The sequence below is a fragment of the uncultured Nisaea sp. genome (assembly GCF_963974195.1).
Classification (GTDB): domain Bacteria; phylum Pseudomonadota; class Alphaproteobacteria; order Thalassobaculales; family Thalassobaculaceae; genus Nisaea.
Map to the genome: position 1 here is coordinate 1 of NZ_CAXBDC010000109.1, position 14334 is coordinate 14334.

General features: G+C 63.4%; 15 protein-coding genes. 8 read left to right on the forward strand and 7 right to left on the reverse strand.

Translation table 11 applies throughout. The annotated features are described in order from the left end of the window. The 3 genes from AAC126_RS18635 to AAC126_RS18645 all read right to left on the reverse strand — a co-directional run. The coding region (locus AAC126_RS18635; RefSeq protein ID WP_339856118.1) for a glycine--tRNA ligase subunit alpha at positions 1–418 on the reverse strand (418 nt) is incomplete at its 3' end. A 119-nt stretch (positions 419–537) separates the two neighbouring features. After that, positions 538–963, reverse strand: a complete 426-nt coding sequence (locus AAC126_RS18640) for a hypothetical protein (protein ID WP_339856121.1) — start codon at positions 961–963, stop codon at positions 538–540. 5 nt (positions 964–968) lie between these two features. Next, the gene (locus tag AAC126_RS18645; protein ID WP_339856123.1) at positions 969–1343 is read right to left on the reverse strand and encodes a DUF4170 domain-containing protein; all 375 of its coding nucleotides are present in this window, start codon (positions 1341–1343) and stop codon (positions 969–971) included. Between the two features lie 151 nt (positions 1344–1494). On the opposite strand from AAC126_RS18645, the gene AAC126_RS18650 reads away from it, so the two are divergent. Further along, complete coding sequence (locus AAC126_RS18650; protein WP_339856126.1) at positions 1495–3003, forward strand: UbiD family decarboxylase; 1509 nt, start codon at positions 1495–1497, stop codon at positions 3001–3003. 8 nt (positions 3004–3011) lie between these two features. On the opposite strand, the gene AAC126_RS18655 is transcribed toward AAC126_RS18650, so the two are convergent. Then, on the reverse strand, positions 3012–3566 hold the full coding sequence (locus AAC126_RS18655) for a hypothetical protein (protein ID WP_339856129.1): 555 nt from the start codon (positions 3564–3566) through the stop codon (positions 3012–3014). Positions 3567–3743: 177 nt separating this feature from the next. On the opposite strand from AAC126_RS18655, the gene AAC126_RS18660 reads away from it, so the two are divergent. After that, on the forward strand, positions 3744–5090 hold the full coding sequence (locus AAC126_RS18660; protein ID WP_339856132.1) for a TldD/PmbA family protein: 1347 nt from the start codon (positions 3744–3746) through the stop codon (positions 5088–5090). A gap of 102 nt (positions 5091–5192) precedes the next feature. Next, entirely contained in the window at positions 5193–5678 is a 486-nt protein-coding gene (locus AAC126_RS18665; RefSeq protein ID WP_339856135.1) for a YHS domain-containing (seleno)protein, read from the forward strand. Here AAC126_RS18665 and AAC126_RS18670 read toward each other — a convergent pair. Then, positions 5675–6655 (reverse strand): diacylglycerol kinase family protein, encoded by a 981-nt coding sequence (locus AAC126_RS18670; protein WP_339856138.1) that lies wholly within the window; start codon positions 6653–6655, stop codon positions 5675–5677. The genes AAC126_RS18665 and AAC126_RS18670 overlap by 4 nt on opposite strands. A gap of 229 nt (positions 6656–6884) precedes the next feature. Here AAC126_RS18670 and AAC126_RS18675 point away from each other — a divergent pair, with 229 nt between their 5' ends. The 5 genes from AAC126_RS18675 to lpxK all read left to right on the forward strand — a co-directional run bounded on the left by AAC126_RS18675 (position 6885) and on the right by lpxK (position 11800). After that, a complete protein-coding gene (locus AAC126_RS18675) occupies positions 6885–7655 on the forward strand; it encodes a UDP-2,3-diacylglucosamine diphosphatase (protein ID WP_339856141.1) in 771 nt (256 codons plus the stop codon). Positions 7656–7668: 13 nt separating this feature from the next. Next, positions 7669–8715, forward strand: a complete 1047-nt coding sequence (locus AAC126_RS18680) for a glycosyltransferase family 1 protein (protein WP_339856143.1) — start codon at positions 7669–7671, stop codon at positions 8713–8715. Between the two features lie 102 nt (positions 8716–8817). Then, a complete protein-coding gene (locus AAC126_RS18685; protein WP_339856147.1) occupies positions 8818–9543 on the forward strand; it encodes a lysophospholipid acyltransferase family protein in 726 nt (241 codons plus the stop codon). Next, entirely contained in the window at positions 9540–10814 is a 1275-nt protein-coding gene (locus tag AAC126_RS18690) for a 3-deoxy-D-manno-octulosonic acid transferase (protein ID WP_339856150.1), read from the forward strand. Before AAC126_RS18685 ends, AAC126_RS18690 begins: the two co-directional genes overlap by 4 nt. Further along, positions 10811–11800 carry a tetraacyldisaccharide 4'-kinase gene (lpxK, locus tag AAC126_RS18695; protein WP_339856152.1) on the forward strand — a complete coding sequence of 330 codons (990 nt, stop codon included), beginning with the start codon at positions 10811–10813 and terminating at the stop codon, positions 11798–11800. The genes AAC126_RS18690 and lpxK overlap by 4 nt, the downstream gene beginning before the upstream one ends. A gap of 4 nt (positions 11801–11804) precedes the next feature. Here lpxK and AAC126_RS18700 read toward each other — a convergent pair whose 3' ends face one another. Together AAC126_RS18700 and xseA are read right to left on the reverse strand one after the other, a co-directional pair. Beyond that, positions 11805–12623 carry a M23 family metallopeptidase gene (locus AAC126_RS18700; protein ID WP_339856154.1) on the reverse strand — a complete coding sequence of 273 codons (819 nt, stop codon included), beginning with the start codon at positions 12621–12623 and terminating at the stop codon, positions 11805–11807. Continuing rightward, positions 12620–14221: an exodeoxyribonuclease VII large subunit gene (gene xseA / locus AAC126_RS18705; protein WP_339856156.1), complete on the reverse strand. Its 1602-nt coding sequence runs from the start codon at positions 14219–14221 to the stop codon at positions 12620–12622. Before xseA ends, AAC126_RS18700 begins: the two co-directional genes overlap by 4 nt. Positions 14222–14334: the final 113 nt, after the last annotated feature.

Below are 14334 nucleotides of genomic sequence, written 5' to 3' on the forward strand. Positions count from 1 at the left end.
TCTCCCAACCAAGCCCCCAGGCGCCCAGCGTCGGGCTTTCCCAGTCATCCTCGACGAAGCGGATATCGTGCTTCATCGGATCGAGGCCGATGGCCTTCAGGGAGCCGAGATACAGCTCCTGGCTGTCCGCCGGGGACGGCTTGATCAGGGCCTGGAACTGGTAATAGTGCTGCAGCCGGTTCGGGTTCTCGCCATAGCGGCCATCGGTCGGACGGCGCGAGGGCTGCACATAGGCCGCCTTCCAGATATCGTCCGGACCGAGCGAGCGCAGGGTCGTCGCCGGGTGGAACGTACCCGCACCGACTTCCATGTCATAAGGCTGCAGGATCACGCATCCCTTGCTCGCCCAATAGCTCTGCAAGGTGAGAATGAGAGACTGAAAATCCGTCCGCGGCGCGGATTCGGCCGAACTCGACATCGGGTATGGCTCGCTTGCTCGAAAGTTTTGCAGTGCGGCAACGTAATGGAACGGTCATGGCCCGGGCAAGCGGTGAATCGGCGTTCGGCGCAAGCCGGCGAGCCGCAGCCGTCCGCCGGCTAAAGCCCGGAGGCCTTCCCCAGCCGGTCCAACGCCCAGGCCATCGCCATCTTTTCGTCTTCCGCTTCCTGCCAGGGCACGCCGATAGCCTCGAAAACCGTCGTCACTTGTGCCCGCACCAGGGTTTTGAACTCGGCTTCACCGCTGAAATAATAGGTGACCCCGGCCCAGCCCCGGGCAACGCGGCTGACGGCACTTCTGATCCAGGCATCCTCGGCATCAGGCGTCATCACCATGCCGCCATTGAAATCGCAGACCATGACATATGGCTGGCCCCTGAAGCCCTCGACGATCTCATTGGTCCGCGCATTATGGACCCGCAACATCTCGATATTGACGAATCCGGACGCCGCGATCCGGACCATGCGGTCATGATCGCGGTCGAGCCAGATCTCGTAATTTCCGTGTGGAGCGTAGTCAGGCACTGGCGTTAATCGCTGACCTTTTCGATCCGGAAGCGGGTATGCGCATCGTCAACGCTTTCCCACGCCCGTTTCTGCCACTCGGATTTAGCCTCCTCGTAGCTGTCGAACGGACCGACCCGCTGCTCCGGAGTGCCATCCACCGTTTCACTGAAATCGGTCGATTTGTAGGTCCCGCCGACCACCCAGAACTGTTCCGAGCCATCATCCCAGATCCGGTAACGGGTGTGGGCATCGTCCACATGCTCCCAGGCCAGCTTGCCCCAGACCGACTTCGCCGATTCATAGTCCGGGAAAGGACCGATCTTGGTCTCCGCGTCACCGCCCTTGATATGCGTGAAGGACGTGTCCGTGTATTCGCCGCCGATTACCCAGTAGGCCATGAGAAAACTCCGTGCCGTAATTACCGGTTCGGTATACAGCGCCACGCGGGCCCTATCAATCGCGGCGCACTGTCGCGTCTGGTCCCCGCCGGGCCGCGCGGTTATATCTGACAAAGCGTCCGCGTGGCGCTGTTCACCAACGGAGTGCCTCATGCCCTTTTCCTCCTTGCGCGACTTCATGGCCCAGCTTGAGAGCAAGGGGCGTCTCGTCCGGGTCAGCGAACCGGTCTCGCCCGTTCTGGAAATGACGGAAATCCAGACCCGCCTGCTGGCCGAAGGCGGACCGGCGGTCCTGTTCGAGAATGTCGTCGGGCCGGACGGGAAGAAATACGACATGCCCGCGCTGGCCAATCTGTTCGGCACTGTCGAGCGGGTGGCCTGGGGCATGGACCGGGAGCCGGACCAGCTCCGCGAGGTGGGCGAGACCCTGGCCTTCCTGCGCCAGCCGGAGCCGCCGGGCGGCTGGCGCGAGGCGCTGGACATGCTGCCGCTGCTGAAAACCGTGATGGCGATGAAACCACGCACGGTCGGCTACGGCCCCTGCCAGGACGTGATCATGGAGGGGGATCAGGTCGATCTCTCCAGATTGCCGATCCAGAGTTGCTGGCCGGGCGAGCCCGCGCCGCTGATCACCTGGCCGCTGGTGGTCACCAAGGGGCCGGGCAAGCGCAAGGAAGACGATTTCAATCTCGGCATCTACCGGATGCAGGTGTTGGGCAAGAACAAGACCCTGATGCGCTGGCTGAAGCATCGCGGCGGCGCCCAGCATTATCAGCGCTGGAAGAACGAGAAGCCGGAGCCGCTGCCCGCCGCCGTGGTGATCGGCGCCGATCCGGGCACCATCCTCGCCGCCGTGACGCCGGTGCCGGACACACTCAGCGAATATCAGTTCGCGGGTCTCCTGCGCGGCAAGAAGGTTGATCTGGTCGATTGCAAGACGGTGCCGCTGAAGGTGCCGGCCGAGGCCGAGATCGTCATAGAGGGATACGTCTCGCTGGAGGAATATGGCGACGAAGGTCCCTATGGCGACCACACCGGCTACTACAATTCTATCGAGTCCTTCCCGGTCTTCAACGTCTCCGCCGTCACCATGCGGCGCGATCCGATCTACCTGACCACCTTCACCGGACGGCCGCCGGACGAGCCGTCGGTGCTGGGAGAAGGACTGAACGAGGTCTTCATTCCGCTGATCCAGCAGCAGTTCCCCGAGATCACCGACTTCTGGCTGCCGCCGGAGGGCTGCTCCTACCGGATCGCGGTCATCTCGATGAAGAAGGCTTATCCGGGCCATGCCAAGCGGGTGATGATGGGCGCCTGGTCCTATCTCCGGCAGTTCATGTACACGAAATGGCTGATCATCGTGGATGACGATATCAACGCGCGTGACTGGAAGGATGTCATGTGGGCGATCTCGACCCGGATGGATCCGGTCCGGGACGTGACGATGATCGAGAACACGCCGATCGACTATCTCGATTTCGCCAGCCCGGAATCCGGTCTCGGCGGCAAGATCGGCCTCGACGCCACCAACAAATGGCCGCCCGAGACCAAGCGGGAATGGGGGGAGGAGATCCGGATGGACCAGGAAATCATCGATCTGGTCGACCGGAAATGGTCCTCGCTCGGCCTGCCGGGCAGCGGCAAGCCGATCTGGAAATAGACCGGCTTCTACTTCGCCGGATATTCCTGCTCAATCCGCTCATTGTCCCAGGCATCGAGCTTCGCATCGATTTCGAGCATGGCGTTCAGAAACCCGGTGCGGCAGGCGGCGATATCCTCCGTCTGGTGCCCTTCCTCCGCCTGCTCGACCCAACAATCGAACTGGGCCTGGGCGCGGGCCGAGGCATGCGGCGCCAGAATGCGTGAATCCCGGTCGAACGCCGAAATCAGCCGGGCGCGGGAAGATTGCAGGGCCGGAAGCTGCGCATCGCCCAGTTTCCAGTCCGCAAGGTTCTCCGGCGGCACGGTCTCACCCCGGGCGGATGCCAGGGTTTTTTCCGCGAAATGCTCGGCATCGATCCAGTCCGCCATGTCGTCCGCTTCGTAAAGTGTGAAGCGGCGGTATTCGGCGGCAAGGTTATGCTCGAACCCGTCATCGGTATCGACCTGCTTACGGACGGCATCGACCCCGTCGTAAATCTGGAACATCTGGGCGGAGGCCAGCGCGGCGACGGCCGGCAGCAACGCGGTGGAGACGGCAACGACAGTGAGAATCCGTTTCATCGGTTCCTCCTTCTCAACAGTGGGGAAGCCTTGTCTAGACTGCCGCTTTGGCGGGAACGGGACGGGTTTGGCCACATTCGAACCGCAATCCCGAACCGGCTCCGGGGCGGCCTCGGTTGCACCGGCGGCCGATCCGCCCTATGTCTCAACGGGTTCTGTGACGGAGACGGAAAAGACATGTCAGATATCGGCGGACTAGACCTGCTGGACAGCCTGATTACCAAGGCCCGGAAAGCCGGTGCCGAAACAGCGGACGCCATCTATCTCACCGGACGTTCGCTTTCCGTCTCCCAGCGCCTGGGCAATCCGGAAGCGGTCGAACGGGCCGAAGGCAACGATATCGGCCTGCGCGTCCTGATCGGAAAGCAGCAGGCCTCGGTCTCCGGCTCGGACACACGGGCGGACGCTCTCGACGAGCTTGTCGAGCGGGCCGTTGCCAAGGCGAAGGTCGCCCCGGAAGATCCCTTTGCCGGGATTGCCGACCCGTCCCAGATCGCCAGGATCAGCCCCAAGATCGAAATGTTCGATCCCTATGAGCCGTCGGCCGAGGATCTGACCGACCTCGCCGCCGCCGCCGAAGAAGCCGGCCGCGCGGTCAAGGGCATCACCAATTCGGAAGGCGGGGACGCCGGCTGGAGCACGACCGAGGTCGCCTTCGCGGCGAGCAACGGTTTCTCCGGTCAGTACCAGCGCTCCAGCTTCTCCGTCTCCGCTGTCATGCTGGCGGGCGAAGGCCAGGGCATGGAGCGGGATTACGATTATACCGCCAAGGTGTTTTTCGCCGATCTTGAGGATGCGGCCGAGGTCGGCCGCCGGGCGGGTGAGCGGACGATCCGCCGCCTGAACCCGAAGCGCCCGTCCTCCCAGCGGGTTCCGGTGATCTTCGATCCACGGGTCAGCCGCTCGCTGCTCGGGCATCTCTCCTCCGCCATCAATGGTGTGTCGATCGCCCGGGGCACGAGCTTCCTGAAAGACAAGATGGGAGAGCAGGTCTTCGCCGACAGCATCCGCATCGTCGACGACCCGCTACGCGATCGCGGCTTCCGTTCCCGTCCGTTCGACGCCGAGGGCCTGCCGACCGAAAAGCAGATGATTGTCGAGGATGGCAGGCTTGCCTCCTGGATCCTCGATCTGTCGACGGCCCGGCAGCTCGGGCTGGAAAGCAACGGGCACGCCTCTCGCGGCGTTGGCGGACCGCCGAGCCCGTCCGGCACGAACCTTTACCTGGAGCCGGGCGAGATGAGCCCGGAGGATCTGATCAAATCGGTTGGCACCGGCCTCTACATCACCGACATGATGGGCTCCAGCGTCAGCACCGTGACCGGCGACTACAGCCGGGGCGCGGGCGGGTACTGGATCGAGAATGGCGAACTTGCCTATCCGGTCTCCGAAATCACCGTGGCGGGACACCTCACGGAAATCTTCCGGAACATGACCCCGGCGAACGATCTGACGTTCAAATATGGCACGGACGCGCCGACCATTCGCGTCGATGGCCTGACCCTTGCCGGGTCGAACGCATAGGCCTTTCGATTTCTTTCACTAATTCGTGACTCGAAAAAGTGGCAATCCCGGTTGCGCCTCCCCAAATGAGGCACAATCGAGAAATTCTTATGGAGTCCGAAGATGAGCTGCAAACGTGGCTTATCGCGCCTGTTCCTTGTGCTTGTCGCGGTTGGACTGGCTGCTGCCGTATCCCGCGACCCAACAGACGCGACCGAACTGAACACGACCGATCCATCTTTCAGCACCCATCAGGGCCTCGCCATCGGCGGATACGATCCGGTCGCCTATTTCACCGACTATGCCGCCGTCCACGGAGACGAGGCGCATTCCGTCGAGTTCGACGGTGTGCGGTTCCTCTTCGCGAATGCCGACAATCGCGCCCAGTTCCTGCAGGACCCTAAACGCTATCTGCCGCAATTCGGCGGTTACAGCACATTCGCCCTGTCCAAGGGCAAGCTCTATGGCGCCGACCCGATGGTTTTCGACATCATAGACGGCCGGCTCTATCTGAGCCGGAACGAACGGGTGCAGGAACTCTGGCACCGGAACCCCACCGGCTATATCCGCCAGGCGGAAGAGAACTGGGTGAAACTCGGCGGGCGCTAAACGCCCCTCGGCACTACCAGTTTGAGCGGTTGCGACGGCAGGGAAATACTGGCGGGCAGGTTGGTCACGATATCTCCGTCCGCCTGTACCGGGTCGCCGCTATAGGCGCCCTCCTCGGCCCAGATCGACACGGAACGGGTCTGGATGATCCGGTAGCCGGCCGATGATGACAGGCGGCCCATCATCATGTTCGCGGCATAGCGTACCGCATTCCAGCGCCCGGCCCGCTCGAACAGGCAGACATGCAGGATGTCCGCATCCAGCCGTGCCTGCGGCGCGCAGACAAAAGTGCCGCCATAATAATGCGCCTTGGCGACCACGACCGAAGCCGCCTTGTAGGTGCGGCCGTTGATTGCCACCCGGTAATAATGCGGTTTGTAGGATGCCAGCTCCGACAGGGTGGTCAGCACATAGGCGCCCTTGCCGAGCCGGGCCTTCACCCGCGTGTTCACATTGGCAACCACATCCGCATCAAGACCGACCCCGGCCATCAGCGTGAAACGATGGCCGTTCACATCGCCGACATGCGCATCGATGACCGGACCGCGCCAGATCGTGTCGGCGATCGCCTCGGGTTTCACTTTCAGGCCGATCTCGGCGGCCAGCACATTCGCCGTTCCGAGCGGCAGGATGGCCAGCGGCAAATCCCCGCCGCTCATGCCGTTCACCACCTCGTTGATGGTTCCGTCCCCGCCGGCCGCCACCACCGCATCCGGCGCGTTGTCCGCTTTCATCAGACTGTGCTGCCGGGCCTGCCGGGCAAAGGCTTCCGCATCCCCCCGCGCCCCGGTCTCCAGAATCGTGACCGCGACGCCCTGCGCCTTCAGCCGCTCGATAACGGATGAGAAAAGCGGATAGCGCCGCTGCCCCGCTTTTGGATTGTAAATCACAACCACATGGTTCCGGCCATTTCCGGCATCGGAAACCAGCGGATCGCTTGCTTTCACCCGGGCCGAATCGCCGGTGATCTGATCCAAGTGAAACTCCCGCTTGTGGATTTTTTTTGCGGCCTCACAGATGACAGTTTTATTAAGCGGCCGCTGTGCTCGACAAATATAAATCGTTTTCTTGTTACAGATTCATGAAGTCATACAAAGTTCATTTTACAAAATATGGGGCGATTCATAATAGACGCCACAACAGAGATTGGCCCTAAGCGGTTTTCATTCAAGGTCCGGCAAGTTTTCAGAAACGGGATGACGGCAAATGAACAGCCAGAAGGGTATCGACCGTTACCGGGCAATCTGGATTTCCGACATTCACCTTGGGACTAAGGGATGTCAGGCCGAGTATTTGCTCGATTTTCTGAAGCATACGGAATCCGATTATCTCTACCTGGTCGGCGATATCATCGATATCTGGCGCATGAAGCGCTCCTGGTCCTGGAAGCAGAGCCATAACGACGTGCTGCAAAAGCTGCTGCGCAAGGCGCGCAAGGGCACGAAGGTGATGTTCCTGCCCGGCAATCACGACGAGATGTTCCGTGGCTTCCTGGGGGAAAATTTCGGCCAGATCGAGGTCCGTGACGAGCATATCCATGTCACACGCGACGGCCGCCGCTTCCTGATCCTGCACGGCGACCAGTACGACGTGGTGGTGAAGTACAACAAGTGGCTCGCGCTGGTGGGCGACAGTGCCTACAACCTCGCCCTCACGCTCAACACCCATTTCAACCAGATCCGCCGCTTCCTCGGCTATCCCTACTGGTCGCTCTCCGCCTATCTGAAGAACAAGGCGAAGCGCGCGGTCGAGTTCATCGGCAATTTCGAACATGCGCTGGCCGACGAGGCTTCCAAGCGCGGTGTCGACGGCATTATCTGCGGCCACATCCACAAGGCCGAGATGAAGCAGATCGGCGATGTCATGTACTGCAACGACGGCGACTGGGTGGAAAGCTGCACGGCGCTGGTCGAGCATCCGGACGGACGGATGGAAATCCTCAACTGGGCCGAGGTGCGGCATCTCACCTTCGCCTGAGGCGGTAAGCCCCATGAAAATTCTCCTCGTTTCCGACGCCTGGTTCCCTCAGGTCAACGGCGTTGTCCGCACCCTGAACACGGTGATCGGCGAGCTCAAGGCGATGGGCCACGAGGTCGAAACCATCACGCCGGACCAGTTCACCACCATCCCCTGCCCGACCTACCCGGAAATCCGGCTGGCCTGCTGGCCCTTCTTCCGGGTCCCGGCGATGATCGAGGCGGCCCGGCCGGATGCCATCCATATCGCCACCGAGGGGCCGCTGGGCATGACGGCGCGGCGCTATTGCGTGCGCAACAAGCTGCCCTTCACCACGGCCTATCACACGCGCTTCCCGGAATATGTCGAGCCGCGCCTCGGCGTGCCGGTGTCCTGGACCTACAAGGTCATGCGCCATTTCCACGGCAAGTCCGCCGGCGTCATGGTGGCCACCAAATCCATCCGCGCCGATCTCGAGGCGCGCGGCTTCGACAATATCAAGGACTGGAGCCGGGGCGTCGATACCGAGCTGTTCCGGCCCCAGGCCAAGGACGTCATCGACGTGCCGAGGCCGGTTTTCATGTTTGTCGGCCGGGTGGCGGTGGAGAAGAACCTCCCCGCTTTCCTTGAGCTGGACCTGCCCGGCAGCAAGGTCGTGGTCGGCGACGGCCCGGACATGAGCATGCTGAAAAAGCGCTTCCCGGACACTGTCTTCGTCGGCGCCAAGAAGGGCGAGGAGCTATCCCGGCATTACGCGGCGGCCGATGTCTTCGTCTTCCCGAGCCGGACCGACACATTCGGCCTGGTGATGCTGGAAGCCCTTGCGTCCGGCGCTCCGGTGGCCGCGTTCCCGGTCCCGGGGCCGCTGGATGTCATCGCCTCCGACAAGGTCGGCGTGCTGTCGGAAGATCTCGGCGCGGCGGCCAAGGCTGCGTTGAAACTCTCTGCCGAGGATTGCCGGGCCTATGCGCTCGGCTATAGCTGGCGGGCCTGCGCGGAGCAGTTCTTCGCCAATCTCGCGCCTTTCGATTCCGGTGCCGCTTTCGGCCACCTCGGGACACGGTCCGTCAAAGCGGCCTGACATTTTACACCAATAAGAACTTGGCCCGGCAACGGCGCCCTAGTATGCATTCCCGTAATCGCGAAAAGTGACCGGTCAGGTCCCGAAGTTCGAACGGAAAGCATGCTGAAACGTCTGTTGCGCACGGATACCGGCCGGGAGGTCGCAAGCCGCCTGCTGGCCACCCTGATCCGTGGCCTCGCGCGCACCATCCGTTGGCAAATCATCAATCCGGAAACCGCGGACAGCGTATTCCAGAGCGAGAAGCCGATCATCGGCGCTTTCTGGCATAATCGCATCATGCTGATGACGGAGATCTGGAACAGCGACCGGCCGTTCGCCATGCTGCAATCGAAACACCCCGATGGCCGCCTGATCGCCCGCACCATCGAACATCTCGGCATCCGGGATATCGTCGGCTCCGGCGGCAAAGGCAAGGGTGGGGCACAGGCATTGCGCGGCATGCTGCGAGCGCTGCAAAGCGGCACCAGCGTCGGCGTCACACCCGACGGTCCGCGCGGCCCCCGCATGCGGGCCTCCGGCGGCGTCATTACGCTTGCCCGGATGAGCGGCGCGCCGATCTACCCCGTCACCTGGAATGTCTCCCGCCGCCGGGTATTGCGCAGCTGGGACCGGTTCATCTTCGCCCTGCCCTTCAGCCGCGGCGTCTATATCTGGGGCGAGCCCATTCATGTTCCCCGCGATGCGGACGAGGCGCAGATGGAAGCCCTTCGCCTTGAGCTGGAAAGACGGCTGAACCAGCTCTGCGCCGAAGCGGACGCCGCCCTCGGAACGGACCCGATAGCCCCCGCCGATCCGGCGCCGGCATCGACACCGGAAACCTCATGATCTTCGCGCTCTACAAGGCGGCCATGCAGCTTGGCACGCCCGTCGTCGAAGCCTTTCTGCAAAAGCGCCTTGCGCGCGGGAAGGAAGACCCGAAAAGGATTTCGGAACGCCGGGGCATCGCCACCCGGGAGCGTCCGGACGGACGGTTGTTCTGGGTCCATGGCGCCAGCGTCGGTGAATGCCAGGCAGCTCTCGCCCTGATCAACCGCTTGCTGGCGCGGGATCCCGGCTTGCATGTCCTGCTGACAAGCGGCACCAGAACGTCCGCCGAACTGATGGCCGGAAGACTGCCGGAACGGGCGGTACATCAGTTCGTTCCCATCGATCATCCGCACTGGATCGCGCGCTTCCTCGATCACTGGGCTCCTTCGGCCGCCGTGTTCGTCGAATCGGATCTTTGGCCGAATCTGGTTCTCGCCACCCGGTCCCGGAACATCCCGCTTGTTCTGGCCAATGCCCGCATGTCCGAAAGCTCTTTTGCCAGATGGCGCCGGTTCGGATTTCTGACCGGCCGGTTGTTCCGGGATTTTTCCCTGATCCTGGCCAGCAACGATCAACAGAAAGCAGGCTTCGAGAGCCTGACGGACGCACCGGTACTTTCCATCGGCAACCTGAAGCGCGCGGCGGCACCGCTTGCAGTCGACGCAGCCGCCCTCGGCATGCTGAAACAAGCCATCGGCACGCGGCCGGTCTTTCTCGCGGCGAGCACCCATGACGGCGAGGACCTTGCCATACTCGACGCCCACCGCAGGGCCGCCGGGAGCGTACCGAACCTGCTGACGATCATCGTTCCGCGCCACCCGGCCCGTGGCCGCGATATCGCGGCACTGGCCGCCGCCAAAGACCTTCAGGCCGTGCGCCGGGAGAATGGCGCCCTGCCCGACACGGCGACCGCGATTTATGTGGCCGACACATTGGGGGAAATGGGCTGCTTCTTCACGCTCGCGGATACGGTATTCGTCGCCGGGTCCCTGATCCCGGTCGGCGGGCATAATCCGCTGGAGCCGGCCCATTTCAGCAAACCGGTCCTGTTCGGGCCGCTGATGACGAAGAACGCCGATATCGCCGCCGACATGATCGCGGCGGGCGCCGCCGAAGAAGTGGATGCCGCCGGACTTGGAGACCGGGTCGCCGCCCTGATGGGAGACAGCCCGGAGCGCACGAACATGGCCGCCGCCGCCCTCGCTTTCGCACAAGGACAGAGCAGGATCGCGGATGACATGGCCGAACGGGTTCTCGCGGCGGCCTCCGATCCCGGGGCGTCCCGGTGAAAGCGCCGGGCTTCTGGCATCGCGGCGGGGTACTGCCCACCGTGCTGACGCCTGCCTCCTGGCTCTACCGGACAGCCGCCTCTCTCAAATCCAGCTTCATCAGCCCGTATCAGGCGCCGGTACCCGTGTTGTGCGTTGGCAATCTCATCGCGGGCGGGGCCGGGAAAACGCCTGTCGCCCTGGCGCTCGGCCGGGCTCTGGTCCGACGCGGCCTGAAGGTCGCGTTTCTCAGCCGGGGCTATGGCGGCAGAGAAACCGGACCGCTACAGGTTCTGCCGGACCGGCACAGTGCCCGCGATGTCGGCGACGAGCCGTTATTGCTGGCCGAAGCCGCGCCGACATGGATCGCCCGCGACCGGGCCGCCGGTGCCCGGATGGCGGCGGAGGCAGGCGCGGACATCATCTTGCTTGATGACGGTTTCCAGAATCCCGCCCTCGCCAAAACCATGTCCGTGCTGGTGGTGGATGGCGGCTATGGTTTCGGCAATGGCCATGTCATTCCGGCAGGGCCGTTGCGTGAGCCGGTATCGCAAGGGCTGGCCCGGGCCGATGCCGTCATGTTGCTGGGAGACGATCCCGGCAATCTGGAAGGCGCGCTGAATGAAAGGCTCCCGGTTTTCCGCGGCCATCTGACACCAACCCGTGCAAGCGCGGGATTACGGGGTGAACGGGCCATCGCTTTCGCCGGCATCGGACGGCCCGGAAAGTTCTTCGACACGCTGCGGACGCTCGGTGTCGAGCTGATCGCAACCCGGTCTTTCGGCGATCATGAGCCTTATCGCGGGGAAGATTTGATCGATCTGATCGCGCAGGCCGAACAGGAAGACGCCCTGCTGCTGACCACGTCCAAGGATCATGTCCGGTTGCCGGAAGAGCTGCGGCTGCTGATCCGGCGGGTCGATGTGGAACTTGCCTGGGAAGATCCGGCGGGCATCGAAACCCTGCTGGACAGGATCGCCGCGCCGGAAACCGGAGTTAGTTCTTAGGCGTCTAGTTCTTCGGGGGTAGCGGCGGCACCAGAACGGCCGCGTCGACGCGCACATCGAACCAGTTGATCCGCCAGTCCAGATGCGGCCCGGTCGCCCGGCCGGTGGCGCCAACCGTCCCGATCTGCACGCCGCGCTGCACCTCCTCGCCAACCTTCACTGTGACCGTCTGCATATGTAGAAAGGCCGAGCTGAGGCCGTGCCCGTGATCGATGATCACGGTGCCGCCGGTATAATAGAGATCCGTCTCCGCCAGCCGGACAATCCCGCCTGCGGGGGCGATCACCGGCGCGCCGGTCGGCGCGGCGACATCGACACCGAAATGCGGCCATTTGGGTGTGCCGTTCAGAATCCGCTGACTGCCATAAACCCCGGAAATCCGTCCCGATGCCGGCCAGATGAAGCCTTCCGCAAAATACGGATGGTCCGTGTCGATCTCCCGCACGGCTTTGATTTTCGCGTTCTCACGGCTGATCCGGGCCTGCACTTCCGGTTTCGGCTCGACATATTTCTGCGGCAACCCGTCGATCCGCTGGATGTTGTAGGTCCGCTTGGCAACCTTCAGGGCCTTGCGCTCCTCGGATCCATCCGGCGCCGTGGCAACCAGCAGTGCATCCGGTTCCGCATCGCGCCCGAAACCGAGCACGAACACCCCGTCGGCACTGACCCGCACGGGACGGCCGTCGAGGGCCAGTTTAACGCCGGGATCGGTGCGTCCCATGATGATCCCGCCCTGGGTGAAGGCGCCATTCATCTCCAGCGTCACGGCATCGGCCGGACCTGCCAGCAAGGCCAGCATGGCGACGAGCAGGAAACGGATCACAACAGACTCCCCTGGGCCGGGTCAGGCTTTTTCGGTTTTGGCTTGGGCTCGGGTTTCGGCTCCACCGGTTTCTCAACCGGCTTGCCGCCACTCCCCGCAACGTGCGCGGACGTGCCGCCGATCACCGCATCGCGGGCGCCATCGCCAAAATGGATGGAAATCCCGTCGCCCTCCGACAAACCCGCCGCGCGCGTGACAGGCGCACCGTCCGCATTCCGGACCAGCGCAAAACCGCGCTTCAGGGTCTGCTCATAGGAATTGCTTTCCAGCAGGCGCCCCGCCGCATCCAGCCGTTTTGCCTGCTGATCGGCGATCCGTACAAAGGCCTGCTCAAACTGAGTTCCGAGCCGGGCCAGATCGCGATCGCCGCGCACTGTCCGCTCGGCGATCGGCTCAAGCCGCAACCGTCCGGCGACCGCACCCAGCTTGCTGACCGCAACCTCCCCGACCCTGCGGATCGAGGATGCCCAACGCTGCTCCGCCACCTTGAAGCGGCTTTCCATCCTGTTCAGCTCGGCCTGCGGGTCCGGAATTTTCGAGGCCAGATCGCGCATCCGGTCATTCGCCCGGGAGAGCCTGCGCTCCGCCGCCGAACCCGCCGCCTGCCAGCGGTAATCCACCGTCTGCGCCTTCGCTTCGATGATTGAACGCGGATCGCCAAGGCCGCGCGCAAGGCCGGAGAGCCGGGTTTCCGATTCGGCGAATTTGCGGCGCAGGCCATTGAACAGCCGCGTCCCGTCCTGCATCAGCGTCGCCAGCAGATCCGCCCGCACCGGCACCGCGATCTCGGCGGCGGCAGTCGGGGTCGGCGCCCGGCGATCGGAGGCAAAATCGATCAGGGTCGTATCGGTCTCGTGCCCGACGGCCGAGATCAGCGGGATCTCGCTCGCCGCTGCGGCGCGGACCACGATCTCCTCGTTGAAGGCCCAAAGGTCTTCCAGACTGCCGCCACCACGGGCGACAATCAGCAGATCCGGACGCGGCACGGCACCACCCGGCGCCATCCGGTTAAAGCCCTCGATTGCGGCGGCGACCTGATCTTTCGCCGTCTCGCCCTGCACCAGCACCGGCCAGACCAGTACATGGCTCGGGAACCTGTCGGACAGACGGTGCAGGATATCCCGGATCACCGCGCCCGTGGGTGACGTGACAACACCGATCACTTTCGGCAGGAAGGGCAACGGGCGCTTGCGGGCGGCATCGAACAGGCCTTCGGCGGCCAGCTTCTTGCGCCGGTCTTCCAGGAGCTTCAGCAGGGCGCCCTCGCCCGCCAGCTCCATCTGCTCGATCACCATCTGGTATTTCGAGCGGCCGGGGAAGGTGGTGAGCTTGCCGGTGCAGATCACCTCCATGCCTTCTTCCGGCTGGATCGACAGTTTCTGTGCCGCCCCGCGCCAGCAGATCGCGTCGAGCACCGACTTCTCGTCCTTCAGGGTCAGGTAAAGGTGGCCCGACCCAGCCCGTGTCGGCCGGGAAATCTCCCCCCGGACGCGGACATGCTCGAACGCCCCCTCGACGGTGCGTTTGACCTGATGGGAGATCTCACTGACGGAGAATTCGGGAATATTGCCGAGCGGCGGCGCGCTGTCGTCTTGCATGAAAGGAATTTATGCTACAAGGCCGCCGAGTGAAAGCATGGGAACAGGAAAATGAAGATATTGGTCGTCGGATCGGGTGCGCGGGAACATGCCTTGTGCTGGGCCATTTCGGC